The sequence below is a fragment of the Duganella sacchari genome (assembly GCF_900143065.1).
Taxonomy (GTDB): domain Bacteria; phylum Pseudomonadota; class Gammaproteobacteria; order Burkholderiales; family Burkholderiaceae_D; genus Rugamonas; species Rugamonas sacchari.
This window is the reverse complement of sequence record NZ_FRCX01000012.1, coordinates 151935-176103: the sequence shown is the minus strand read 5'-3', so window position 1 is coordinate 176103 and position 24169 is coordinate 151935. Positions and strand designations below refer to the sequence as shown.

General features: G+C 62.5%; 20 protein-coding genes. 7 read left to right on the top strand and 13 right to left on the bottom strand.

Going from position 1 to position 24169, the window contains the following annotated elements:
- Nucleotides 1-105: 105 nt before the first annotated feature.
- On the bottom strand, nt 106-1257 hold the full coding sequence (locus BUA36_RS23990; RefSeq protein ID WP_072788213.1) for a class I SAM-dependent methyltransferase: 1152 nt from the start codon (nt 1255-1257) through the stop codon (nt 106-108).
- A 23-nt stretch (nt 1258-1280) separates the two neighbouring features.
- Here BUA36_RS23990 and BUA36_RS23985 point away from each other — a divergent pair, with 23 nt between their 5' ends.
- From BUA36_RS23985 to BUA36_RS23970, 4 genes are read left to right on the top strand one after another with little or no spacing between them, the layout of a single operon-like run.
- Nucleotides 1281-2099 (top strand): SDR family oxidoreductase, encoded by an 819-nt coding sequence (locus tag BUA36_RS23985; RefSeq protein ID WP_084560316.1) that lies wholly within the window; start codon nt 1281-1283, stop codon nt 2097-2099.
- Nucleotides 2100-2124: 25 nt separating this feature from the next.
- Nucleotides 2125-2523: a dihydroneopterin aldolase gene (locus tag BUA36_RS23980; RefSeq protein WP_072788211.1), complete on the top strand. Its 399-nt coding sequence runs from the start codon at nt 2125-2127 to the stop codon at nt 2521-2523.
- Nucleotides 2520-3440 (top strand): tRNA 2-thiocytidine(32) synthetase TtcA, encoded by a 921-nt coding sequence (gene ttcA, locus BUA36_RS23975; RefSeq protein WP_072788209.1) that lies wholly within the window; start codon nt 2520-2522, stop codon nt 3438-3440. Before BUA36_RS23980 ends, ttcA begins: the two co-directional genes overlap by 4 nt.
- Nucleotides 3441-3500: 60 nt before the next feature.
- Complete coding sequence (locus tag BUA36_RS23970; RefSeq protein ID WP_072788207.1) at nt 3501-3836, top strand: hypothetical protein; 336 nt, start codon at nt 3501-3503, stop codon at nt 3834-3836.
- On the opposite strand, the gene BUA36_RS23965 is transcribed toward BUA36_RS23970, so the two are convergent.
- From BUA36_RS23965 to BUA36_RS23945, 4 genes are all read right to left on the bottom strand, one after another.
- Nucleotides 3833-5602: a M14 family metallopeptidase gene (locus tag BUA36_RS23965; RefSeq protein WP_072788206.1), complete on the bottom strand. Its 1770-nt coding sequence runs from the start codon at nt 5600-5602 to the stop codon at nt 3833-3835. The two genes, BUA36_RS23970 and BUA36_RS23965, sit on opposite strands and share 4 nt — an antisense overlap.
- A gap of 76 nt (nt 5603-5678) precedes the next feature.
- Nucleotides 5679-6689: a S41 family peptidase gene (locus BUA36_RS23960; protein WP_072788205.1), complete on the bottom strand. Its 1011-nt coding sequence runs from the start codon at nt 6687-6689 to the stop codon at nt 5679-5681.
- A 12-nt stretch (nt 6690-6701) separates the two neighbouring features.
- Nucleotides 6702-7277, bottom strand: coding sequence for a hypothetical protein (locus BUA36_RS30800; protein ID WP_167544325.1), 576 nt, complete (start codon nt 7275-7277; stop codon nt 6702-6704).
- A gap of 42 nt (nt 7278-7319) precedes the next feature.
- Nucleotides 7320-8231 carry a LysR family transcriptional regulator gene (locus tag BUA36_RS23945; RefSeq protein WP_072788202.1) on the bottom strand — a complete coding sequence of 304 codons (912 nt, stop codon included), beginning with the start codon at nt 8229-8231 and terminating at the stop codon, nt 7320-7322.
- Nucleotides 8232-8360: 129 nt separating this feature from the next.
- On the opposite strand from BUA36_RS23945, the gene BUA36_RS23940 reads away from it, so the two are divergent.
- Nucleotides 8361-9584, top strand: a complete 1224-nt coding sequence (locus BUA36_RS23940) for an MFS transporter (RefSeq protein ID WP_072788200.1) — start codon at nt 8361-8363, stop codon at nt 9582-9584.
- Here the strand turns inward: BUA36_RS23940 and BUA36_RS23935 are convergent.
- From BUA36_RS23935 to hppD, 3 genes are all read right to left on the bottom strand, one after another.
- A complete protein-coding gene (locus BUA36_RS23935) occupies nt 9581-12280 on the bottom strand; it encodes a TonB-dependent receptor plug domain-containing protein (RefSeq protein WP_072788198.1) in 2700 nt (899 codons plus the stop codon). The genes BUA36_RS23940 and BUA36_RS23935 overlap by 4 nt on opposite strands.
- A gap of 246 nt (nt 12281-12526) precedes the next feature.
- A complete protein-coding gene (locus BUA36_RS23930) occupies nt 12527-16102 on the bottom strand; it encodes an indolepyruvate ferredoxin oxidoreductase family protein (protein WP_072788196.1) in 3576 nt (1191 codons plus the stop codon).
- A gap of 66 nt (nt 16103-16168) precedes the next feature.
- A complete protein-coding gene (gene hppD, locus BUA36_RS23925; protein ID WP_072788194.1) occupies nt 16169-17287 on the bottom strand; it encodes a 4-hydroxyphenylpyruvate dioxygenase in 1119 nt (372 codons plus the stop codon).
- Between the two features lie 127 nt (nt 17288-17414).
- Between hppD and BUA36_RS23920 the strand changes: the two genes are divergently transcribed.
- Nucleotides 17415-17936, top strand: coding sequence for an Lrp/AsnC family transcriptional regulator (locus BUA36_RS23920; protein ID WP_072788191.1), 522 nt, complete (start codon nt 17415-17417; stop codon nt 17934-17936).
- Here the strand turns inward: BUA36_RS23920 and BUA36_RS23915 are convergent, their stop codons facing one another.
- Both BUA36_RS23915 and BUA36_RS23910 read right to left on the bottom strand, forming a co-directional pair.
- Entirely contained in the window at nt 17937-18611 is a 675-nt protein-coding gene (locus tag BUA36_RS23915; protein WP_072788189.1) for a GNAT family N-acetyltransferase, read from the bottom strand. It lies immediately after the preceding gene.
- Nucleotides 18601-19557, bottom strand: a complete 957-nt coding sequence (locus BUA36_RS23910) for a LysR family transcriptional regulator (RefSeq protein ID WP_072788187.1) — start codon at nt 19555-19557, stop codon at nt 18601-18603. The genes BUA36_RS23915 and BUA36_RS23910 overlap by 11 nt, the downstream gene beginning before the upstream one ends.
- Before the next feature lie 74 nt (nt 19558-19631).
- Here BUA36_RS23910 and BUA36_RS23905 point away from each other — a divergent pair, with 74 nt between their 5' ends.
- Entirely contained in the window at nt 19632-20183 is a 552-nt protein-coding gene (locus BUA36_RS23905; protein ID WP_072788258.1) for a cysteine hydrolase family protein, read from the top strand.
- On the opposite strand, the gene BUA36_RS23900 is transcribed toward BUA36_RS23905, so the two are convergent.
- The 3 genes from BUA36_RS23900 to BUA36_RS23890 are packed head-to-tail and all read right to left on the bottom strand — an operon-like array spanning nt 20180 to nt 24149.
- Nucleotides 20180-21430, bottom strand: coding sequence for a multifunctional CCA addition/repair protein (locus BUA36_RS23900; protein WP_072788185.1), 1251 nt, complete (start codon nt 21428-21430; stop codon nt 20180-20182). The genes BUA36_RS23905 and BUA36_RS23900 overlap by 4 nt on opposite strands.
- 4 nt (nt 21431-21434) lie before the next feature.
- Nucleotides 21435-22154, bottom strand: coding sequence for a glutathione S-transferase family protein (locus BUA36_RS23895; protein WP_072788182.1), 720 nt, complete (start codon nt 22152-22154; stop codon nt 21435-21437).
- A gap of 27 nt (nt 22155-22181) precedes the next feature.
- Complete coding sequence (locus BUA36_RS23890; protein WP_072788180.1) at nt 22182-24149, bottom strand: lytic transglycosylase domain-containing protein; 1968 nt, start codon at nt 24147-24149, stop codon at nt 22182-22184.
- Nucleotides 24150-24169 lie beyond the last annotated feature (20 nt).

Here is a 24169-nt window from a genome sequence, read left to right as displayed (position 1 = left end):
GCGCGAAATCGATGCAGAATCAGTCATCATAGCCCATCTTACAGCTTGCAACTCAGGGAGCAGACAAGGATTTGACTTGCTTTTCTGCCCACTGTGCCTTTCTGTCTACAGTCGGTGGGTGCGGTCCTGCAGGACGATGGCGTCTGGCAGTTCCACGCCCTTGCCCACCGCCAGCACCTTGAACAGCTCGCCCATTTCCGCCGGCGACACCAGCTTCTGCATGGCGCGCGCCTGCGGCAGATAGGCGGCCGCGTCGGCCGGGTCGGTGCGCAGCAGCAGCTCGCCGATGCCGGCGCCGATCAGGAAGCCGGACTGGTTCAGATAGCCCAGCACCTCGGCGCCCGCCTCCTGGGCCGCCAGCGCCATCGCCGTGAAATCCACGTGCGCGGTGATGTCCTGTAAACCAGGATAGTAGAAAGGATCGGGATGTGCATGATGGCGGTAGTGGCACATCAGGGTGCCGGTGGCGCGCTGGTCGAAATAGTATTCATGCGCCGGGAAGCCGTAGTCGAACAGGAAGGCGGCATTGGCCCGGCCCTGCATCAGCATGCGGCTCAGCGTCGCCATGAAGCTGCAGGCAATGCCGTGCAGCTCGGTCACATAACCGACCGGCAGCTGCGCATGCTCCGGGATCTGGCGGGCCACCTGCTGCAGCAAGTCGTCGCTGGCCGGCACCTCCAGGTACTGGAAGCGGCCGTCGGCCACCGTCACCTGCAATTCCTGCCACCCGTCCGGATGCTTGATGACCAGGTGCACCGGCATCGCATCCAGTACCTCGTTACCGAACACCACGCCGTCAAAACTGTCAGGCAAGGCATCCAGCCAGACCACCTGCGGGAAATCGCGCAGCCTTTCCTGCTGGCGGCCGCGCAGTTCGCCGGACAGCTCGACAATGTAATAACGCTCGACCTGCACCCCGGCTGCGGCCAGTTCGGTGAGGATGTCAAACGCCAGCTTGCCGGTGCCGGCGCCGAATTCGAGGATCTGCGGCGCGCTTTGGGCGATAATAGCGGCTGCAACCTGCGCCAGCGCCGCGCCGAACAGGGGCGACAGCTCGGGGGCGGTTGTAAAATCGCCATCTTTGCCGAGTTTGGCGGAGCCGCCGCTGTAATAGCCCAGACCGGGCGCGTACAGGGCCAGCTCCATATAGTGGGCGAAGGAAATCGCGCCTGCATTGCTGGCAATCTCGGCGGCAATCAGGTTTTGCAAGGCGTGGGACGCGGCCAGCGCGTCGCTAGAAGGTACGGGTAAGGACATCCCGGCATTATATCCAGTTCAACATGATGACAGCACAGGACAACTCAGCATCCGGCGCCCCGGCGCCTGCCACGCCCACCACGCCCAGTGGACGCGTGGCCCTGGTGACCGGCGCCGGCCGCCGCCTTGGCCGCGCCATCGCGCTGGGCATGGCGGCGGCCGGCTGGGACGTGGCGATCCACTACCGCGCCTCCGCCGACGAAGCGCGCGCGGTCGCCGATGACATTGCCGCAATCGGCCGCCGCAGCGCGCTGCTGCCATGCGAACTGGCCGATGAAGCAGCCGTGCGCCAGCTGCTGCCACGCGCGGTGCAAGCGCTGGGCCGCGTCGACTGCGTGGTGAATAACGCCTCGCTGTTCGACTACGACAGCGCCACCGACTTCAGCATCGGCAAGCTGGACGCCCACATGCACGCCAACGTCGCCGCCCCCATCCTGCTGGCGCAGGCGCTGCATGCCGCCACGCCGGATGGCCAGCAGGCCGTTGTCATCAATCTGCTGGACCAGAAGCTGTACAATCTCAATCCTGATTTTTTGTCGTACACCCTGTCCAAGGCTGCACTGCACACCGCCACCACCATGCTGGCGCAGCAGCTGGCGCCGAAATTGCGGGTGGTCGGCATCGCGCCGGGCCTCACCATGGTGTCCGGCGACCAGACCGAGGCCGGTTTCGCCAACGCGCACCAGCAAACGCCGCTGGGCCGTTCCAGCACCCCCCAGGACATCGTCGACGCGGTGCTGTACGCCGCCGCCGCGCGCGCCGTTACCGGCACCACGCTGCTGGTCGATGGCGGCCAGCATTTGATGCCGCTGCCGCGCGATGTGATGTTCCTGGCTAAATAACTTAAATCCGAAAGAAGGTTCTTCCATGCTGTCCGCCCTGATACACCCGCAACTGAACGACTGCCGCCGCCTGTTCCTGCGCAACTATGAAGTCATGATCAACATCGGCGTCTACGAGTTCGAGAAAAAAGGCGAGCAGCGTCTGCTCATCAACGTCGACCTGTACATCCCGCTGGCGGTATCGTCGCCAAGCCACGACCAGCTGGAAGAAGTGGTGGACTACGACTTCATGCGCAACACCATCGCCACCCGCATGGCGCGCGGCCACGTGCAGCTGCAGGAAACCCTGTGCGACGACATCGTGCGAGAAATGCTGGCCCACCCTAGCGTACGCGCCGCACGCGTATCGACCATGAAGCCTGACGTGTATCCGGATTGCGAAGGCGTCGGCGTTGAAGTATTCAAGATCAAGGAACAAGCATGAACGCGGTCATCGACGACAACCTCAGCACCAAGGCGGCTGACAAAATCGCCCACGAGAACAACAAGCTGCACAAGCGCCTGTGCCGCCTGGTGGGCCAGGCCATCGGCGACTTCAACATGATTGAAGACGGCGACAAGATCATGGTCTGCCTGTCCGGCGGCAAGGACTCCTACGCTCTGCTGGACATCCTGATGACGCTGCGCGAACGCGCACCGATCAACTTCGAGATCGTCGCCGTCAACCTGGACCAGAAGCAGCCCAACTTCCCGGCCGACATCCTGCCGGCCTACCTGGAAAAGCTGGGCATCCCGTTCCACATCGAAAACCAGGACACCTACAGCATCGTCAAGCGCCTGATCCCGGAAGGCAAGACCACCTGCTCGCTGTGCTCGCGCCTGCGCCGCGGCATCCTGTACCGCGTGGCCGATGAACTGGGCTGCAACAAGATCGCGCTGGGCCACCACCGCGACGACATCCTCGAAACCTTCTTCCTGAATATGTTCTTCGGCGGGAAAATCAAGGGCATGCCGGCCAAGCTGGTGTCCGACGATGGCAAGCACATGGTGATCCGCCCGCTGGCCTATGTGAAGGAAGAAGACACCGAGCGCTACGCCGAAGTCAAAGGCTTCCCGATCATCCCGTGCGACCTGTGCGGATCGCAGGAAAACCTGCAGCGCAAGCAGATCAAGGCCATGATGCGCGACTGGGAGAAAAAACACCCTGGCCGTGTGGAGAACATCTTCTCGTCGCTGTCGACCGTGGTGCCGTCCCACCTGATGGACCGCGACCTGTTCGGCTTCAAGGACATCAAGGCTGACGGCATCGCCAACCCGCTGGGCGACATCGCCTTCGACGAAGAACCCTGTTCCACTCCGGCCTCGGTTCCGGGTATTATTCCGTTGCAAAGTACGCAATGATGTTCTTCCTTCACCCCCGGCTAAACGGAAGCACCATCAACCCAGGGTAAAGGAAAAATAATGAAAATCGATACCAATGCATTGAGCTCGGCTTTGGCGGCGAGTTCGTCGCAAGTCAAAAAGAGTGACGGCAACACGGGGTTCGGCGCCATTCTCAAACAGGCGGAAACCAAGCAGTCGGCGGCAGCGGCGGAGCTGGAGAAGTACGTCAAGATGACGCCCGCCGAACGCATGACCCAGGCCATGATGAAAAAGCTCGGCATCAGCCAGGACAAGTTTGACGCCATGTCACCGGACCAGCAGGCGGCCGTGATGCGCAAGGTGCGGGACATGCTGAAGCAGGAGATGGAAGAGGCGGCGCAAAAACAGGGCGCCGCCGCTTCCGGCGCAGTTTAGTACTTCTGCGCGGTACGCATCACCGGATACAGGTTGTAGCGTTCGTCCCATGATGCGTGCCGTTTGGCGAAGAATTCCAGACGCTTCGCCGGGCTCTTGTTAAATTCCGCATCGCTATCGAGCTTCTTCTGGAACTCGGCACGCAGCGCCGGATCGGCCTGCAGCTGCTCGCGCGCCACCTCCTCCGCCACATACTCCTCCATATACTCCTTGCGCTCAAAGGCGTTATTGAATTCGCCCCAGGCCAGCAGGCCATCGGCGCCGCGCGGTTCCAGCAAGGTCATGACCAGGCGCGCCTTGGGCTGGGCGATCGGCACAAACAGCGCGCCCTTGGCCACGGTACGGCGCTCACGGCCCCAGTCGCCTTCCACCGCCAGCGACTGATGGCCCTCAAACGACTGCGTGCCAAACTTGGCCTTGGTGGCGCGGAAGGTCTCCACCTCGGCCGCCATCTGGCCGGCGCCAATCACCTTGAAGCTGATGCCATGCTGTTTCAGCTTGGCGCCGACCCAGCCGGCATCGGCCAGCGGCACGATGTAGCCGCCCAGCGGCGCCGCTACTTTCAGGTCCGGCACGATTTCATCGCGCAGCGGCACGGTCCACATCTGCGGCTTGGTCTCGTCATAGCGGGTCCACAGGCCACCTGAAATCTCCGAATGCTCGCGCGTATATTCATAGCCGGGGAACTGGATGGTCCTGGCGTTGAATGTGGTACGGTAGCTGAGCGGGAATTCGCTGCCGGCCATCGCTGCCGCGCGCGCATCGGCTTCCTGCGTCAGCTTCTGCCACTCCTTGCCATGCTGCGCCACCTGCGACAGCAAGGACACGATGGTGTTGTGGGTGATGCGTACGCGGGCCGGGTAATCCTTCCACGAATGGGTTTCCACCAGCATCGCAAAGCGGTTACGCATCGGGAAGTAGCCGGTGGAGAAGCGCGCCGTCGACATGCTGTCGACAAAGCCGGACGATGGATCGTCTTCCTTGTCGAACGACATATAGTAGGACTTGGGATCCGAACCCTGCGCCGTCAGATCGGCAATCACGTTCTTCTGCAGCGCGGCGCCAGCCACCTTGAGCGCCTCGTCGCCGCCATGCACCGGCTCCACCTGGATCGACACGTCAGGCTGGAACTTGGCGCCGTCGGTCACATGCAGGTCGACGTAGGCCAGCGGATCCCAGGCGTTGACCAGCGCCAGCATGGCCTGCATTTCCGGCGCATCGGCCTTCACGTAATCGCGGTTCAGATTGTAGTTCTGCCCCGTGGTGCGCCAGCCCATTTCCACCGGACCGCGCTGGTTGGGACGGTTGTATTTGCCAAAGCGCTCATGGCCATCGACATTGAACACCGGCACGAACAGCAGCACCTGCTTGTCCAGCGCACCCGGCGCCACCTTGTTTTCCAGCGCCTCGCGCAGCGCCAGGAAGCCGGCGTCCTTGCCATCGATCTCGCCCGCGTGAATCCCGCCTTGCACCAGCAGCACCGGCACGCCCTTCTTCTTCGCCTGTTCCGCCGTCAGCGCGCCGGTGCGCGAGACCGCCAGCGCCAGCATGGGACGGCCTTCCGGCGTGCGGCCGAATTCAAAGCAGCGCACTTGTTTCGGATAGGCTTTCTGGAACTGCGCGCACAGCGCGATCACTTCGTCATAACGGCCGGTGGTCTGGAAACCGGAGCGTTCGGAGATGGTGGTCAGCGGTGCGGAAGCGGGAGCGGCTTGGGCCAGCGGTGCGCTGGCGGCAAAGGCAAGCAGTAAGGCGGAGCGAATCATGGAGAGGCTTCCGTAGCGAAGGTTGATCGACCGATGCCTGTACCGGCATCGGATGCGATAAAAATTATAGTCTGCTTTATCGACCTTCGTGCAGGCGTATCGATATCTGCTTGCCCTCCGGCCGCTCCAGCTCCAGCGGGCCGTTCAGCGGCAGGCCATTCAGGCTGCGGCTATGCAGCGGTATGGCGGGACAGGCGCCCGTCACGTGGTAGCGCAATGCGGCCGCCAGCGTGCTTTCGTAGACATCGCCCAGCTCATGTCCGACATCGTCGCCGGCCTTGCAGGTCGGCGCAAAGCCATCGGCGTAGTCGCCAAAGCCTTTGTTGTTCGTGCCCTGCGTCTCGATGGCGAAATAGGTGGTGCCGCAGTTGGGCGCGGGCGTGAATGCATAGGGCTTGCCGCACGTCGTGCCGCCGATGAGCGTGACATCAACGTCGATGCCGCGCAGGCCATTGATGACCGACTCGCTGGCGGAACAGGTACCGGCCGTGGTCAGTATCGTCACATGCCTGAGACCCAGCGAAGGCAGCGGCGTACCGGATTTCAGCCTGGACGGCACAAAGCCATAGGCCGTCGAAGAAAACATCTGCGGCGCCGTCGGCTTTTGCTTGTCGTTGTGCTGCAGCGTCTCAAACACTTTGTCTGTGGTAGCAGCAGGGCCGGCGATCATGTACGCCAGTTCCGCTGCCAGCCGCACATAGCCGCCGCCGTTATACCGCATGTCCAGGATCAGATCCGTCACGCCGGCATTCTGGAAACCGGTGAAGGCGTCCGCCAGCAGGCTTTCAGCCACCGCATTGTGGTCATTGAACTGCAGGTAGCCGACCTTGCCCCGGACCGTCTCCAGCACCTTGACGTTTTGTACCGGCACCAGCGCCAGTTTGGCAGAGGTCAGCGTCACGGGTAACGAGGCGCTGCCGCGTGCCAGCACGAAGTTATGTGCTTCGCCCGCGGTCTTTGGCGACAAGCCCGCATTGATGACCGCCAGATCGGCGGCGCCGGTGACCTGCATGCTGACGCCGTCCACCGACACCACCGTGTCGCCACGCCGCGCGCCGGCCAGTGCGGCCGGCGATCCAGGTTCCACAAAGGCTACTACTCACACACGCGGCAACACGCCGGTCGGCGTGCGCGACCAGGTAATGCCATAGCTGAGCGACACGCCTTCGTTGCTCATCGCGCTCCAGACTTCGGAGGGATAGCTGAAGTGGAAGCGGTCCTTGAGACGGCCGGACGCGGTGACGGCCGGCGTTTTCAGCACGGCGAAGTAGTCCAGTGGCGTCTTGTAGTCCGCCATGTTTAGATTGGTGGGGATTTCCTTGTACCAGAGGTAGCCGTCGTCGATGTAGGAATGCATCCAGCGCAGCTCATCGTTCAGCGTGCCCTGGATATCGAGGTAAGGCATGCCGTTGGGCTGCTGGCCGGTACGCGGATGTTCGCAGCGGCCGAACAGTGTGAACCAGTCAGGCTTGGATGGATCGGAAGGCGTCGGCTGTACCGGCGGCGTCACCGGCGGATTGACTGGCGGCGTCACTGGCGGCACCACGGGCGGCTCGGGTGGCGTGACCACTGGCGGCGTCACCGGCACCGGCGCGGGTGGAGAATCGCCGCCGCAGGCAGCCAGCAGCACAGGCAAAAACGCCAACAGGGACAGCAGCTTCGAATTCAGTTTCATCGGCAGGTAAGTCATGAGCAAGGCTGCCGATTATAGTACCGATCAAGCCTGCAAATCCGGATCGCGGCGCAGTAATTCCGCCAGCCAGTCGGCAAACACGCGCAGGCGCGGCGACGCCATGCGGCCCTGCGGATACAGCAGCGAAATCGGCAGCGAAGTAGACGGCGTGGCCTGCAGCACTTCCACCAGCGCACCGCTGGCCAGATGCGGCCGCACCTGATAGCGCGCCGCCTGCGCCAGCCCCATGCCTTGCAAGGCGCACAGCAGGTTGGCGTCCGCATCGTTGACCGCAATCGCGCTGCGGATTTCAGTGGTGACCACGCGGCCATCGACCACAAAATCCCAATCGTACGGACGGCCCGTGCGGCCGGAAAAATGCAGGATGCCGCGATGTGCATGCAGCTCGGTCCAGCTGTGCGGCACGCCGTGCGCTTCCAGATAGGACGGCGCGGCCACCGTCAGGCAACTCATGTGACCCAGCGGACGGGCCACCATCGCCGAGTCCTGCAGGATGCCAACCCGCAGCGTGCAGTCCAGCCCCTCCTCGGTCATATCGCTGAAACGCTCGCTGAGGCTGACCACCAGATCCACCTCTGGATACGCCGCACAGAAACTGGCGATGTGCGGCATCACGGCATTGCGGCCCAGGGTGCCGGGCAAACCCACCCGCAGCTTGCCGCGCGGCTTGCCCAAGCCCTGCCCGCGAAACGCGCCCTCGGCATCCTCCACCGCTTGCAGGATCTCCAGGCATTTGTGGAAGTAGTCGGCGCCGTCCGGCGTCAGCGACAGCCGGCGCGTGGTCCGCTGCAGCAGCTGCGTGCCCAGAAAGGCTTCCAGCTTCTTGATGGTGGCCGTCAGCGCGGCGCGCGGCAGGTCCAGCGTCTCGGCAGCCTTGGTATAGCTGTTGGCCTCGACAATGCGGACGAAGGTCTGCATGGCTTTGAGTCTGTCCATGGATGGCTCACCTGATTGTTCACCGAATTGTTCACATTATGTGAAAAGTGTTAGCGCATTATGCCCTAATTATCTTTGCCCGGCTTTTGCCTAGAATTTGTCCATCGCAATCTCCCCTGGAGCATCACCATGAGCAACCACGAAGAAAAAGACATCAGCCCCGGCATGGTCACCTTGCTGGCCAGCGCCACCGGCCTGATCGTCGCCAGCCTGTATTACGCGCAAACCCTGGTCGGCCCGATCAGCGCCGCTACCGGCCTGTCGCCCGAAGCGGCGGGCCTGATCGTCACGCTGACGCAGATCGGCTACTGTATCGGCCTGCTGTTCATCGTGCCGCTGGGCGACCTGCTGGAAAACCGCCGCCTGATTTTCACCGGCCTGCTGTTCACCTCCGCCATGCTGGTGCTGGCGGCGGTCAGCACCAGCGCCTGGATGTTCCTGACGGCCGCACTGGGCATCGGCCTCGGTTCCGTGGCGGCGCAGATAGTGGTGCCGTTTGCAGCGCACCTGTCGAAGGAATCGACGCGCGGCGTCACGGTCGGCAAAGTGGTGAGTGGCCTGCTGCTCGGGATCATGCTGTCGCGCCCTGCGGCCAGCCTGATCGCCGACGCCACCAGCTGGCACGTGGTGTTTGCCGGCGCCTCCGTGGTGGTGCTGATGGTCGCCTTCGTGCTGCGCGCCAAACTGCCGCAACGCATGCCCAATCACCACATCAGCTATCCCAGGCTGATGGCCTCGGTGTGGCACCTGTTCCTGCAAACGCCGGTACTGCGCCGCCGTGCCGCTTACCATGCGGGCCTGTTTGGGTCGTTCAGCCTGTTCTGGACCGTAACGCCACTGATGCTGGCCAGCCCGGCCTTCCATTTGTCGCAGACGGGCATTGCCATCTTCGCGCTGGTCGGCATGGCGGGCGCAATCGCTTCGCCCATCGCCGGCAAGCTGGCCGACCAGGGCCACACGCTGATGGCAACCGCCGCTGCACTGGCGCTGGGCGTGATCGCGTTTGCGTTGCCGCTGCTGGTGCCAGGCTCGCGCAATGTCGCCCTGGCGATTCTGGTGATCGCGTCGATTGTGCTGGATATGGGGGTGGCGGCGAATCTGGTGCTGGGCCAGCGCGCCATCTTCTCGCTGGGTGCGGAAGTGCGCAGCCGTTTGAATGGGGTGTACTTCGCGTTGTTCTTTGCCGGTGGCGCTGCGGGTTCGGCGCTGGGTGGCTGGATGTACGCCACCCACGGCTGGCACGGCGCCCTGTTGACCGGGATGGCCTTCAATGGCGCCGCGCTGCTGTACTGGGTGACCGAGTATCTCGGCCACACCAGCGATCAGCGCAAGCCGGCGGTAGATCTGTCTTAACCGCCGAAGTGGTAGTTCAGCTCGACCCAGCCCTGGCGTCCCATCGGGCTGTAGCTACCCACCGGGTAGTACGGCCAGCCGCCGGTGTTATCCGCCTTGACCTGGTTGAACAGATTGTTCACCGCCACCGACAGGGTAACGCGCTCGTTGACGTGGTACACCACACTGCCGTTGACGCGCGTGGTCGGCGTCAGGTAAGCGGTGCCGGCGCCGTTCGGGATCTTGCTGTAGCGCTGCAGGAACAGGGTGTTCGACCATTTGCCCACGTTCCAGGTCACGCTGGCATTGAGCTTGTCACGCCAGTCGGTATTGCTCATGTCCTCCAGATCGTTTTCGAGCGGATCGCCGGTGAACTGGCGCGAGTGCTTGTTCAGGGTCTTGGAGTAGTTGGCCTTGGTGATGAAATTGCCGTAGTCCTTGGTACGGAAAACATACTTGGCCGAGACGTCGATGCCATCCACCTTGGTCGATGCCGCATTGATCGGGTTCACCAGGATCTGTTTGATCTCGCCCGGACGGTTCAGCGCATTATCCGGGTAGCGGGTAATGCGTGCGATCGCATCGGCGCAGGTTGGCGAGGTCAGGTCGCCCTTCACGCGGCACGCCGCTTCGTCACGCAGCAGCTTGTCGGAACTCAGGTTGGTGACCAGGTCGTCGATCTTGATGTTCCAGTAGTCCAGCGAGACGTCGAAGTCCGCGCTTGGCGACCATACGATGCCCAGACCGGTCGAACGGCCCTTCTCCGAACGCAGGTCCTTGCTGCCGGTCTGCACATAGTCCGAGCCTGGCGAGTAGTTGGCGTAGTCGCAGCTGTCGATCGGCTGGCCCGCCTTGGCGCAGCGCCAGTAGTCGGTGGTTTGCGAATAGTAGCCGGTGCCGCGTGCCTTGTAGATGTAGTTCATGTCCGGCGCGCGGAAGCTGGTGGCGTAGGTGCCGCGTACCAGCACCTGCTGTACCGGACGCCATTCCACACCGGTGTTGTAGGTGAACTTGCCATCGTTGCGGCCAGCGAAGCTGTAACGGTCATAGCGGCCGGCCAGCGTGGCGTCCACCGTTTTCACCACCGGGATATTCAGTTCCGCACCCAGCGCATAGCGCTTGCGGGTACCGGCGGTAACGTCGGCGCCCGGCGTGGTGTAGAAGTAGCCTTGGTTGATGCGCGGATCCGGTTCGTTCGAGAAGCCCTGCTTGCCCACTTCCGCCACGGTTGCCACCTTCAGCGGACCGGCAGGCAGCGCGAACGCTTCGCCGTTGGCGGTCAGGCTCAGGGTATTGGTCCACGACTTGTCGTTGCTGACTGAGGCATCGGTGATGCTGTTGAACTCCTGCGGCGTCAGGCGCTTGGTCAGGCGTGCCGGATCAGGCGCGAAGATCGCTACGCCATTCTTGTCCACGCCCTGCTGTGGGCCGAGGAAGAAGCTGTCGATATTGGCCAGCGCGCGCGGGCGGTGGTCCTGGCTCTTGTACAGCGAGGCGGTATAGCCGGCTTCATAGCCCCAGGTGGTGCCAGGGATGGTGCCGCGCGCGCCAAACGACAGCGAGCTTGCCTTGTCATCCCAGAAGCGGTTGTAGCGGTCCACGCCGCCGATTTCTTCTGGCGAGATGTAGCGGGTCCAGGCCTCGTAGGCATTGGTGTTCTGGTTCCAGAAATAGCTGTCGGTCAGCGAGCGCGACGTCCACGAAGGGCCGCGCGTATTGTTGGTGCTGCGGTTCTGGCCATACAGCGCCTCGGCGTACAGCGTGATTTCCGGCGACAGCTCGTAGTTGGCGCTGCCGAACAGATTCTGGCTACTGTTCTTGGTCTGCGTGGTCCAGTAGGTCGGCGCGACTTTCGGGCTGGCGCAGTAGCTGCCGGCTTTGGCGGTGTACTTGATGGTGCTGCCGCCGAACAGGTCGCCGATGCCGGAGCAGGTATCGCCCAGGTCCACATACTTGCCGGTGCTGACGTTCTTGCGCGCCAGGACCGTGGTCGGCGTGCCGGACTTGGTGGCCATGAATTCGCGGTCCGCGCTCCACAGCGGTTCGCGTTCCAGCAGTTCCACGCTGAACAGGGTGTTGAGCTTGTCGAAGCTCTTGCCGCCGGTGAACTGCACGCGCTTGTCGCCGCCACCGCCGCGCGAGCTGTCGCCCGCCTTCAGGTTGATATCGTAGCCTTCGGCTTTTTTCTTCAGGATGATGTTGACCACACCCGCCACCGCATCCGAGCCATAGACGGCCGATGCGCCGCCGCTCAGGATTTCAACGCGGTCCACCACGCTCGATGGAATGTTGGCCAGGTTGGTGAAGTTGACCGTGCCTTCGTAGGCAATCGGGAAGTCCGCCATGCGGCGGCCGTTCAGCAGCACCAGCGTGTGGTTCGGACCCAGACCGCGCAGGCTGATGGCGTTGGCCGATGGCGTGAAGGTGTTGCCGAAGTCGGCGCCCTGCACAAAGCCGCTGTTCTGCGTCTGATTGGTCAGCGCATCGAACACATTGCGGTAGCCCTGCTTCTCGATGTCATCGCCGGTGATCACGGTCACCGCCGACGGGCCTTCCGTGCCGGCGCGCGGAATGCGGGAGCCGGTGATAACAACAGCTGGCGGCGTGGTGGCCGCCGCTGACGATTCCTGTGCCTGTGCCAACGTAGGGCCGGCGACACCGCACGTCAGGGCGATTGCGCCTGCCGCCAGCGGGTTCAATTTGAATTTTGTTTTCATTGAAGTGGTCCGGGTTTTTAAAGGGTGCCACCTTAACAAGTGCAAACCGTTAAGAGAACGAATATAAATGCGCTTCTTTATGCGTTTTTCTAATTTATCAAGATATACAAAAACTTAAAACATATATCGTTATTAAATTAGGTATTTATATTGACAATGATGTCCGAATGTCACACTTTCCCGCAGGCCTGAGGCAAAAAAAACGGAAGGCCGCAGCCTTCCGTCGAGGGGGGGATGAAAGCGGAATCAGGCCGCGTGTGGTGCGGTGGTGGTGTCAGCCTTCACGGCGGGTTTGCCGAAATTGGCCAGTAGCGTGGCTTCTTTCTGCTTGGCTGCCTTGAGGTGACGTTCCTTCACATGGCCATAGCCGCGGATGTCTTCCGGAATGCTGGCGATGGCCACGGCTTGCGCCAGATTGTCCGCATTCAGCTTGGACAGCAAGCCGGCCATGGTGTTGCGGTACTCGGTAATCAGCGCACGCTCCATCTTGCGCTCTTCCGTGTAGCCGAAGACGTCCAGCGCCGTGCCGCGCAGGCCTTTGAACTTGGCCAGCACGCCGAAGGCCTTCATCATCCATGGACCGTACTGCTTCTTGATCAGGTGACCTTGCGCGTCATGCTTGGCGAAGATTGGCGGCGCCAGGTGGAACTTGAGCGTGATGTCACCTTCAAACATGCCGGCCACCTTCTGCTGGAAAGCGCCGTCGGTGTACAGGCGGGCCACTTCGTATTCGTCCTTGTACGCCATCAGCTTGTAGAAGTAGCGCGCCACCGCCTCGGTCAGACGCGTGGTCTTGCCCAGCTTGGCCTCTTCCGCGCGGACCTGGTCAACAAACGATTTATACTGTTTGGCATAATCGCTGTTCTGATAAGCGGTCAGCAGCTCCATGCGCTTGGCGATGATGTCGTCCAGCGTCTGGATGCGTTTGAACTCGATCACCTTGGCCGGCGTGGTCAGCTTGGTCACCGACGCCAGGTCATGCGCGGCAGTGCGGCCCCAGTTGAACGCGGCCTTGTTGAAGGCGACCGACACGCCATTCAGCTCGATCGCCTTGAGCAGCGCGGCTTCGCTCAGCGGCACATGGCCTTTCTGGAAGGCGTAGCCCAGCATGAACATATTGGTGGCGATGGAGTCGCCCATCAGGGCGGTCGCGATCTGGCCGGCATCGACGAAATCGACGTTGTCGCCACCGCAGGCACGGATGATTTCACCGCGCGAAGAGGCATCCGGGAACTGCCAGTCCGGGTTCTTCACGAAAGCTGCCGTGGTGGCGCCGGTGGAGTTGATCATCGCATGCGTACGGCCTTCGCCCATGCGCGACAGCGCATCGCGCGACGCGGTCACGATCTGGTCGCAACCGATCACCAGGTCGGCGCTGCCCGTGCCCACGCGGGTCGAATGCAGATCGCTCTGATGATCCGCCAGGCGCACGTGCGACATCACCGGGCCGCCCTTCTGCGCCAGGCCGCTCATGTCCAGCACAATGGCGCCCTTGTTTTCAACGTGGGCAGCCACGGCCAGGATCTGGCCCACGGTCACCACGCCGGTGCCACCGATACCGGTGATCAGGATGCCGTACGGCTGCGCGGTGGAAGGCAACGCTGGCGACGGCAATACCGGCATCGGCGCATCGCCCACTGCGGCTTTCTTCGGTTTCTTCAGCGCGCCGCCTTCCACCGTCACAAAGCTCGGGCAGAAACCGGTGGTGCAGGAGAAGTCCTTGTTGCACGAGGACTGGTTGATCTGGCGCTTGCGGCCCAGGTCCGTTTCCAGCGGCTCCACCGACAGGCAGTTGGACTGCACCGAGCAGTCGCCGCAGCCTTCGCAGACCGCTTCGTTGATGACCGCGCGTTTGGCCGGATCTGGGTATTCGTTGCGTTTCCGGCGGCGGCGTTTCTCGGAGGCGCAGGTCTGGTCGTAGATCATGGCCGACACGCCCGGCTTGTCGCGCAGCTCGCGCTGCACGTCCATCAACTCGCTGCGATGGCGCACGGTGACGCCTGGCGCCCAGTTGTAATCGGACGGATATTTTTCCGGCTCGTCGGTGACCACGATAATCGGCGTCACGCCTTCCGCCGCGATCTGGCGCGAGATCATGCCTGGGTCGAGCGGACCATCAAAGGCCTGGCCGCCGGTCATCGCCACCGCATCGTTGAACAGGATCTTGTAGGTGATGTTGACCTTGGCCGCCACCGCTGCGCGGATCGCCAATATGCCCGAGTGGAAGTAGGTACCGTCACCCAGGTTGGTGAACACGTGCTTCTCGTTGGTGAACGGCGCCTGGCCCACCCAGGTCACGCCCTCCGCGCCCATGTGGGTGAAGGTCGAGGTCTCGCGGTCCATCCACAGCACCATGTAGTGGCAGCCGATACCGGCCAGCGCGCGCGAACCTTCCGGCACCTTGGTCGACGAATTGTGCGGGCAGCCGGAGCAGAAGAACGGTGTGCGGTCGGTCTGCGGATTGCCTTTGGCTGGCAGGGTTTTCAGCGCCAGCTCTTTCGCCTCCAGAAACGCCACACGTTCCTGCACGCGCTTGGCGACCGGATGACCGGCGCAGTAGTGCGCGATACGCGACGCAATGGCGCGCGCGATCTGCGCCGGGTTCAATTCATAGGTTGCCGGCAGCAGCCAGTCGCCGTGGCCGGTCTTGCCCTTGTTGCTCCATTCGCCGGTGTCGTCGAATTTGCCGACCACGCGCGGACGCTGGCCGTCCGGCAGGTTGTACAGCTCTTCCTTGAGCGCGTATTCCAGGATCTGACGCTTCTCTTCCACCACCAGGATTTCGTCCAGGCCCTTGGCGAATTCGTGCACGCCATCCGCTTCCAGCGGCCAGGTCATGCCGATCTTGTACAGGCGGATACCGATATCGGCGGCGGCCTGTTCGTCAATGCCCAGGTCAGCCAGCGCCTGGCGCGTGTCCAGGTAGGATTTGCCGGCGGTGATGATGCCGATTTTCGGCTTCGGCGAATCCCAGATGATCTTGTTCAGCTTATTCGCACGGCAGTAGGCCAGCGCGGCGTACCACTTGTAGCTGTTCATGCGGACTTCCATGTCCAGCACGGTGTCCGGCCAGCGGATATTCAGGCCGCCTTCGGGCAGATCGAAGTCGGTCGGCAGCTCGATCTTCACGCGGTCCGGATCGAAGTCCACCACGGCGCCGGATTCGATGATGTCGGTCACGCACTTCATCGACACCCACAGGCCGGTATAGCGGCTCATGGCCCACGCGTGCAGGCCGTAGTCGATGTATTCCTGCACCGACGATGGATACAGCACCGGAATGCCGCAGGCGTTCAGGATATGGTCCGACTGGTGCGCCGTTGAAGACGACTTGGCCGCGTGGTCGTCGCCGGCCAGTACCAGCACGCCGCCATGCTTGGCGGAGCCGGCGTTGTTCGCATGTTTGAAGACGTCGCCGCAGCGGTCCACGCCAGGGCCTTTGCCGTACCACATGGAGAACACGCCGTCGTACTTGGCATCCTGGAACAGATTGGTTTGCTGGGTGCCCCAGACGGCCGTCGCCGCCAGGTCTTCATTCATCCCGGGATGGAATTTGACGTGGTGCGCGTCGAGATACTTCTTGGCTTTCATGGCCGTCATATCGACGCTGGTGACAGGCGAACCGCGGTAGCCGGTGATGTAGCCAGCCGTGTTCAGGCCAGCCTTGAGATCGCGCTCGCGCTGCATCATCGGCAGGCGGATCAGCGCCTGCGTGCCGGTCATAAAGGCGCGGCCGCGTTCCAGCGTCCACTTGTCGTCCAGGGTAATCTCATCGCCTTTTAGCGACGGGTCTAGCTGCAAACCCTTTTGAGGTGCATTCATTTTGTCTCCAATATACTCAAACACTCCGCCGGCGCTTCGTCTGTGTGCTCTACTGCCGGCTTACTCTTATGCTGCGGTCTTGCTGGGGTCCTGCAAGACGCCGCGTTTAATCTGATCCAGTTCGATCGATTCAAACAGCGCGCGGAAGTTACCTTCGCCGAAGCCCTGGTCACCCTTGCGCTGAATGATCTCGAAGAAGATCGGTCCGATCACGTTCTGCGTGAAAATCTGCAGCAGCAGTTCGCGCTCGCTGTCATTACTGTGTCCATCGATGAGGATGCGCAGGCGGCGCAGCTCTTCCAGCTGCTCGCCGTGGTTCGGCAAGCGGCGGTTCACCAGTTCGTAATAGGTTTCGATGGTGTCCTGGAAGTCGATGCCGGCCTGCTTCATCGCTTCAATCGAGGTATAGATATCGTCGGTACCCAGCGCGATGTGCTGGATGCCTTCGCCGTGGTACTGGTCCAGGTACTCGGCGATCTGCGACTTGTCGTCCGACGATTCATTGATCGGGATGCGTACCTTGCCGCACGGCGAAGTCATGGCTTTCGACTTCAGGCCGGTCAGCTTGCCTTCGATGTCGAAATAGCGGACCTCGCGGAAGTTGAACATCTTCTCGTAGAAGTCGGCCCATTCCTTCATGCGGCCACGGTGCACATTGTTGGTCAGGTGATCGATATAGGTAAGGCCGTGGCCGACCGGGTTGGCGACCGCGCCGGGGATCGCCACGAAGTCCACATCGTAGATGCTGATATCGCCAATCGCGCCCTGCTGACCGTCGTTCTTGCCGCGCCAGCGGTCGACCAGATAAATCAGCGAATCGCCCACGCCTTTGATGGCCGGGATATTCAGCTCCATCGGGCCGGTCTTGTTATCGAAGCCCCAGGCGCCCTGCTCCAGCGCGCGCTGGTAGGCAAAGGCCGCGTCCTGCACGCGGATGGCGATGGCGCAGACCGAAGGGCCATGCTGGCGCGCAAAACGCTGGGCGAAAGAATCCTGTTCGGCGTTGATGATGAAATTGATGTCGCCCTGACGGTACAGGGTCACATCTTTGTGGCGATGCCGGGCAATGGCGGTAAAGCCCATGCTCTCGAACAGCGCCCCCAAGGCTTTGGGGTCCGGGGCGGCGTATTCGACAAATTCGAATCCGTCCGTGCCCATCGGGTTATCCCATGGCTGGAATTTCATACACGTCTCCTTTATAGGAATACGCCAAGTATAGACCCGCCCTCGCAGCATAAAATTGCAAACAATTCCCATGCGTCGTCGTTTTGAGCAATAATATTGCCCTTAATTCCGAATTTCCGAGGTATTTATGACCAAAATAGCGCTGGACAAAACGGATCGTAAGATTCTGTCCATATTGCAGTCCGATGGCCGCCTGTCGAACCAGGACGTCGCCGAGCTGGTCGCCCTGTCGCCATCGCCCTGTCTGCGCCGGATCAAGCGCCTGGAAGAAGCGGGCGTGATCCGCCAATACGTGGCCCTGCTGGACCCCGACAAGATCGGCCTGGGCCTGCTGGCCTACGTGAACGTGCGCCTGGAGAAGCACAGCGAAGCGGCCGCGCACAGCAACGCCCGCGCGCTGGGCGCCGCCAACGCACCGCCATCGCCACGCGCCGACTTTGCCGAATCCGTGGCCCAGTGGCCGGAAGTCGTGGCCTGCTACGCCATGACTGGCGAGATGGACTACCTGCTGCGCGTCCATGTCGAAGACATGGATCACTTCTCGCGCTTCATGATGGCGACGCTGCTGCGCCACCCGGCAGTGCTGGACGTGAAATCCTCGTTCGCCCTGCAGCGCGTGAAAGACACCACGGCCCTGCCGCTGGTGTAATTACTTGCGGCCGATCAGGCGTCCTAGCCATTTGACGGCGGCGCGCCTGTTGGCTTTGAGGGTGTAGTCCAGTACAGCGAATTGTTCGTCCAGCGCTTCTTGCAGCATGCTGGCCGGATTGGCGGGCGGCAGTTTGAGGTAGGCGTCCGCTTCGCCGTAATCGCGGTGGATTTCCATGCCTGCTTTTTTGGCGATGTGCATCATGGTCTTGTTGGACGACAGGCAGTGCATGTAGAGCGTGTCGACGTCGTTGTTGCGGCAGTGGATGGCGGCGCGCTCGAACAGTTTGGAGCCGATGCCCAGGCCGCGCGCCGATCGGCTGACGGAGACGCCAAATTCCGCCACGCGCTCTTTCACCGTGACCGCGCTTTTCGATTCATCGCGCGGCGCAAACGCCAGATGGCCCACGGCCACCAGCCGGAACACGCGGTTGTAGACGCCAAACACCATGTCGCGCGAGAAGGCGATGCGGTTGACGTAATGGGTGATCTGCTCATCCGGCAGCACGGAGCCAAAGCGCAGCAGGCGGTCGCTGTCCTCCAGATCCAGGAAGTGCCTGAGCATGCGGCGGCGGTCACGCTCGCGCAGCTCTTTCACCAGCACGGTCGGACGGCGTTTGCCGTCCTTAAGCTTGCCCCAACGGCGCAGCGGATTCTGGAACAGATCAGGGTTCATAGCGGTCCATTGTAAACGATGGCTTCAGCGCGGCGGCCAGGGCTTTTGCCAACTGCTTTCCGCTGCGGCGCACCGCATCGGCAAACGCGCTCACGGCCGCAGACGGCGGACGATAGCGCGGCAACGCCAGCAGCACCGCATACGGAATCGCTGGTGCAAAGCGGCGTATCACCAGCCCCTGGCCCTGCGCCAGCCATGCCATGAGCGGATTGACCACGGTAACGCCGAGGCCCTGCGCCACCATCGCACAGGCAGCGGCGGAGCTATGCGTTTGCAGTATCGGCCGGTAGCTGACGCCGGCCGCTGCAAACGCGGCATCGATACTGATGCGCTGCGGGTCGCCATCCGCCAGCCGGATGAAAGGCTGGCCAGCCAGATCGGCGGGCTTGATGACTTTGCGCCTGGCCAGTGCGTGGCCGGGCGGCAGTACGCAAACCTGTTGGCCTTCAAAGATCACGCTGTGCTCGACGCCTGCAACCGCCACGCCGCTTTCCATGACACCCAGATCAAACTGCTGCGCCGCCAGCCATTCGCCCAGCAGCGGCTGGTCCTGCGGCGTAATGCGGATGCCGGCGTCGCTGCCGTTGTCGAGGAAGGCCTTGCACACATGCGGCAGCAGCGATTGCGCCAGGCCGGGCTGGCAGATCACCGAGACCTGCACGCCACGATGCAGACGGATCTCCTCCACCGCCTGCCGCACACGCTCCATGCCGTGATACGCGCGCTGCACTTCGCCGAACAATGTGCCGGCTTCCTGCGTGGCCTGCAACCGCCCTTTGCCACGTTCGAACAGCCGCATGCCGCACACATACTCCATGCGTGCCAGCTCACGGCTGACGGTCGGCTGCGATGTATTCAGCAGCGCAGCCGCCTCGGTCACGCTGCCGGTTTGCATGATGGCGCGGAACACTTCGATGTGGCGCAGCGTGAGAAAGGCGGTATCCATCGCATATCCAGAATGAATGAGATAGACAATTATATGCAATGGCGATATCCAGCGCATCCATGCACAATGACGGCATGAACTCACTCCCTTTTAACGCCGTGCTGCTGCTGATCGATCTGCAGCAGGCCGTCGACAATCCCAGCTGGGGACCGCGTAACCACCCCGACGCCGAGCGCGTGGCCGGCGCACTGCTGCAAGCGTGGCGTGCCGCCGGCCGGCCCGTCATCCATATCCGCCATGACTCGACCGAGCCGGCATCGACCTACCGGCCGGGCCAGCCCGGCCACGCGTTCAAGCCGGAGGTGCTGCCGCTGCAAGGAGAAACACTGTTCGCCAAACAGACCAACAGCGCATTCATTCGTACGGGACTGGAAGCGCATCTGCGCGAGCGCGGTCTGGACACGCTGGTGATCGCGGGCGTCTCGACCAGCAATTCGGTGGAAGCGACGGTGCGGATGGCAGGCAATCTGGGATTCACGGTCTGGCTGGTGGAAGACGCCTGCTTTACATTCGACCGCATAGACTGGAGCGGCAAGCAGCGCACGGCACAGGAAGTGCACGACATGACGCTGGCCAATCTGCACGGCGAGTACTGCACCGTGACCAGATCGGCCATGCTGATTTAGGACTCGTCTTCGTCGTCGGCTGCGTTCAACGCTGCCTTGACGGCCGACACGCGCGCGCTGTGCACGCGCTCAGGGATGCGTTGCGGATTGTCGGCACAGCTTTGCGCAATTTCGCCGGCATTGACACCGCGTGCTGCCGCCAGGGCCGTCTCCAGATGCGCCAGTTGCGGGAACGCTGCATCGGCATAGCTGGCATCCGGGCCAATCCGGCCACGCGCATCGCATTCCGTCGCCAGCAGCATCTGCGAAAAACGCGCCGGCTTGCGGAAGGCGTCGCAACGTTCGAACAAGGTGACAATGGTGTTGGAACGCAGCTGCAATGCGCGGCCGACATTGCCGTGTTCACGCGCGGTCATCACCGCCAGGTCGCGGCATTCAGCCGGTACGCGCAAGCGTTTGCAGACTTGCTCCACCAGCTTGACGCCCATGCCTTCATGGCCGTGATGCGCCGGCCAGTTTGCGGACGGCGTGACACCCTTGCCCAGATCGTGCATCAGGCAGGCGAAGCGTGTCGGCAGGTCGCGTTCCAGTCTGGCGGCGCAGTCGATCACCTGCATCACATGGACGCCGGTGTCGATTTCAGGGTGCCATTTCTCCGGCTGCGGCACGCCCCACAAGACATCCAGCTCCGGCAGGATGCGCGCCAGTGCACCGCAATCGCGCAGCACGTCGAACATGCGGGAAGGCTTTTGCTCCATGAGGCCACGCGACAGCTCCTGCCACACGCGCTCCGCCACCAGCGCATCGACTTCACCCTGCGCCACCATCTGCTTCATCAGGGCGTTGGTTTCAGGGGCGACCTGGAAATCACTGAAGCGCGCGGCAAAGCGTGCCAGACGCAGGATGCGTACCGGGTCTTCCGTAAAGGCTTCCGATACGTGGCGGAAGATGCGCTGTTCAATATCGCGCAGGCCGCCGTACGGATCAGTGAGCGTGCCATCATCCGCGCGCGCAATCGCGTTGATGGTCAGGTCACGGCGCACCAGGTCTTCTTCCAGCGTGACGTCCGCCGACGTGTGGAACACAAAGCCTTTATAGCCGGGCGCGGTTTTGCGTTCAGTGCGGGCCAGCGCGTATTCTTCCTGCGTTTTCGGATGCAGGAACACGGGGAAGTCTTTGCCGACCGGGCGGAAGCCTTGGGCGATCATGTCATCCGGCGTCGCGCCCACCACCACGTGGTCGTGATCCTTGACCGGCAGGCCTAGCAGCGCATCACGAACGGCGCCGCCTACTACGTAAGTCTGCATGGTCTCAGTCCGGCATTTCAGCGTCGTGCTTGGGCGCCACTTCGGTTTCGGCCAAGGCTTCCTCGATCCAGCGCGCGACGGCGGGATGGGCCAGCACGCGCTGGCAATAGGCGTCCAGCGCTGGCGCCAGTGTCACGCCGTAGGTACGGAAGCGGCACACCACCGGAGCGAAGTAGGCATCGGCAATCGAGAAGTCGCCGAACAGGAACTGGTGATGGCCAAAGCGTGACAGGCACTCTTCCCAGATTTCGCTGATGCGGCCAATGTCGGCCTGCGTGCCCGGCGTGCGGCCCTTGCCCGGATAGCTGCCGCGGATATTCATGGACATCGAGTTGCGCAGATCGCTGAAGCCAGCGTGCATTTCGGCGCATACGGAACGCGCCATGGCGCGCGCCGCCACGTCCTGCGGCCACAGATGCAGCTCGGGGAACTGCTCGGCCAGATATTCGCAGATCGCCAGGCTGTCCCAGATGGTCATTTCCTCGCCGGCCAGCAGCACCGGTACGCGGCCGGAAGCCGAGTAGCTGCAGATGCGGTTGGCGGTGTCGTCCTGATCCAGCAGCACGCGCACTTCCTGGAACGGGATGCCGAACGCGGTCATCGCCACCCATGGGCGCATGGACCACGACGAGTAGTTCTTGTTGCCGATGACGAGCGTCAGGCCCGGCGAGCGCGCTGCGGCCAGCGCTTGCGACAGGCCTGGATCGAGTTGGGTAGTCTGCATGATGAGTCGTTCCTGTAGGGTGGGGAATCAGCGGGGCACGAAGCTGGTTTCCTGTTCTTCCTGTTCGGTATAGCCTTTCGGCGCCACGATGCCCAGGCGTGCCTTCAGCGATTGCGGCCGTCCTTCAAACAGTGCCGCATAGTACGCGGTATTCGACATGACGTTCTTGACGTAGGTGCGCGTCTCGACGTAAGGAATCGATTCGATGAACACGGTGCTGTCCATCGGTTTGGTCAGCGTCGAGCGCCAGGTGCGCAGGCGCCCCGGACCCGCATTGTAAGCCGCAGTGGCCAGCACCTGCGAGCCGTCCATATTTCCCAGCACCATGTTCAGGTAGTTCGTGCCCAGCATGATGTTATAGCGCACATCGCCTAGCATCTCCTGCGCAAAATCGGTGAGGCCGATTTTCTTGGCGATCCAGCGCCCGGTGGACGGCATCACCTGCATCAGGCCCGACGCGCCGGCATGCGACTGCGCATCCATGATGAAGCGCGATTCCTGGCGGATCAGGCCATACACCCAGGCCTTGTCCAGGCCCAGCGTCTGCGTGGCCGGATGCATGACGTCGTTGTGCGGCGACGGGAACCGCTGCGTGTAATCGACCTGGATGCGGGTACGCTCCGAGGTGTTGACCATGCGGTCGAGGATATTGTTCTGGCGCGCGAATTCGGCGGCGGCCAGGTGATCGCGCTCGCTCATGCCGCGCAAGCCCCAGTTCCATTCACGCGTGCCTTCAAAGCGCAGGCGCATGCCGAAGAACTTCAGCGCACGCTGGAAGTTGGGGTTGGCCGCCATCGGCGCGATCTCCGCTTGCGAAATCGGCTGGCCCGGCGTGGGAATCGTAATCAGCCGGCCGGTTTCTTCGAGCGCCAGTTGGCCGTAGTAATTCGACTGCTCCGAGATGCTGCGGAACAGCTGCAGCGCTTCGCCGCCTGGCTGGCTGCTGACGCCATCGCGCGCCATCAGGGCGCGGCCCAGCCAGTAGACCCAGGTCGGTTCATTGCGCAGCGCCGACGGCATGGCGCGGATAGTGTTCTCGACCTGGCGCCAGTCGCCGCTGCGCAGCGCGATGCGGGTCTTCCATTGCATCTGGTCGATCGACAGCGGTGCACCGTTGGCGCGCTTCCAGTAGTCGCTGGTTTCCGGCGCCAGCGTGTACGACGATTGCAGCGCGATCGCAGCCCAGGCCTGCTGCTGCTCCTGCGCCGTCATCTTCGGCGTGGCCTTGTTCAGCGCCAGCACCGCCAGCTTGACGCTGGTCTTGGCCAGGCGGCCAATGGCGACGATGTAGATCTGATGTTCGACCTTGCCATTCCCGATGCCCTTGGCTACCGCCACCGTCGGCAAATCAACCGCTTGCACGGCTTTCTTTTCCGGGCCGTCGAGCAGCGTAACGATGCGGCGCGCCTGGCCGGTGGCGTTGTATTCGCCGGACAGGCGCAATTGCGCGTACAGGTCCTCGGTGTTGAACTGGCCGTTCTGGTACAAGGTGGCGATGAGGTCAGCGCACGGCTGGCCGTAGCCGTTGGGCGCGGTCAGCAAGGCACGTGCTTCATCGCCGACTTTCTGGCCCTTGAGGGCGCGCGAAACCAGCGCATAGCATTTGACCTGGGTATCGTCGTTGAGCACGAACAGCGGCAGCTGCTCGTCGAACGTCGCCCAGTCGCGTTTGCGGCCCAGCTCCAGCAGCCAGTCGTTGCGCAGGCGATCGACAATCGCCTGGCCTTCGTAGCGTTTGAAGAAGCTGCGGATTTCCTCCGGCGCGGCATCCTTCAAATGCGATTTCAGCCGATAATAGTCGACATACGACGGGATGGAATAGTTGGGCAGGCGCGCGGCGTAGAAATCCGCTTTGGCAGCGTCGTCCTGGCGTACGGCATCGCGCAGCAGCAGGAAGGCATCATCGTCCCTGCGGCTATCGGTGTCGTCGGCGTGGGCGAACGAGGTTAAGGCAACGACGAGGGCGCCGGCAATCCATTTCGAAGCAGAAATCAATGTGCAACTCTCTTAAGACT

What these genes read in the sequence shown, in the direction of transcription:
- BUA36_RS23990 (WP_072788213.1), bottom strand. Translation starts at nt 1,257, where the DNA reads ATGTCCTTACCCGTACCTTCTAGCGACGCGCTGGCCGCGTCCCACGCC.
- BUA36_RS23985 (WP_084560316.1), top strand. Translation starts at nt 1,281, where the DNA reads ATGATGACAGCACAGGACAACTCAGCATCCGGCGCCCCGGCGCCTGCC.
- BUA36_RS23980 (WP_072788211.1), top strand. Translation starts at nt 2,125, where the DNA reads ATGCTGTCCGCCCTGATACACCCGCAACTGAACGACTGCCGCCGCCTG.
- ttcA (WP_072788209.1), top strand. Translation starts at nt 2,520, where the DNA reads ATGAACGCGGTCATCGACGACAACCTCAGCACCAAGGCGGCTGACAAA.
- BUA36_RS23970 (WP_072788207.1), top strand. Translation starts at nt 3,501, where the DNA reads ATGAAAATCGATACCAATGCATTGAGCTCGGCTTTGGCGGCGAGTTCG.
- BUA36_RS23965 (WP_072788206.1), bottom strand. Translation starts at nt 5,602, where the DNA reads ATGATTCGCTCCGCCTTACTGCTTGCCTTTGCCGCCAGCGCACCGCTG.
- BUA36_RS30800 (WP_167544325.1), bottom strand. Translation starts at nt 7,277, where the DNA reads ATGAAACTGAATTCGAAGCTGCTGTCCCTGTTGGCGTTTTTGCCTGTG.
- BUA36_RS23945 (WP_072788202.1), bottom strand. Translation starts at nt 8,231, where the DNA reads ATGGACAGACTCAAAGCCATGCAGACCTTCGTCCGCATTGTCGAGGCC.
- BUA36_RS23940 (WP_072788200.1), top strand. Translation starts at nt 8,361, where the DNA reads ATGAGCAACCACGAAGAAAAAGACATCAGCCCCGGCATGGTCACCTTG.
- BUA36_RS23935 (WP_072788198.1), bottom strand. Translation starts at nt 12,280, where the DNA reads ATGAAAACAAAATTCAAATTGAACCCGCTGGCGGCAGGCGCAATCGCC.
- BUA36_RS23930 (WP_072788196.1), bottom strand. Translation starts at nt 16,102, where the DNA reads ATGAATGCACCTCAAAAGGGTTTGCAGCTAGACCCGTCGCTAAAAGGC.
- hppD (WP_072788194.1), bottom strand. Translation starts at nt 17,287, where the DNA reads ATGAAATTCCAGCCATGGGATAACCCGATGGGCACGGACGGATTCGAA.
- BUA36_RS23920 (WP_072788191.1), top strand. Translation starts at nt 17,415, where the DNA reads ATGACCAAAATAGCGCTGGACAAAACGGATCGTAAGATTCTGTCCATA.
- BUA36_RS23915 (WP_072788189.1), bottom strand. Translation starts at nt 18,611, where the DNA reads ATGAACCCTGATCTGTTCCAGAATCCGCTGCGCCGTTGGGGCAAGCTT.
- BUA36_RS23910 (WP_072788187.1), bottom strand. Translation starts at nt 19,557, where the DNA reads ATGGATACCGCCTTTCTCACGCTGCGCCACATCGAAGTGTTCCGCGCC.
- BUA36_RS23905 (WP_072788258.1), top strand. Translation starts at nt 19,632, where the DNA reads ATGAACTCACTCCCTTTTAACGCCGTGCTGCTGCTGATCGATCTGCAG.
- BUA36_RS23900 (WP_072788185.1), bottom strand. Translation starts at nt 21,430, where the DNA reads ATGCAGACTTACGTAGTAGGCGGCGCCGTTCGTGATGCGCTGCTAGGC.
- BUA36_RS23895 (WP_072788182.1), bottom strand. Translation starts at nt 22,154, where the DNA reads ATGCAGACTACCCAACTCGATCCAGGCCTGTCGCAAGCGCTGGCCGCA.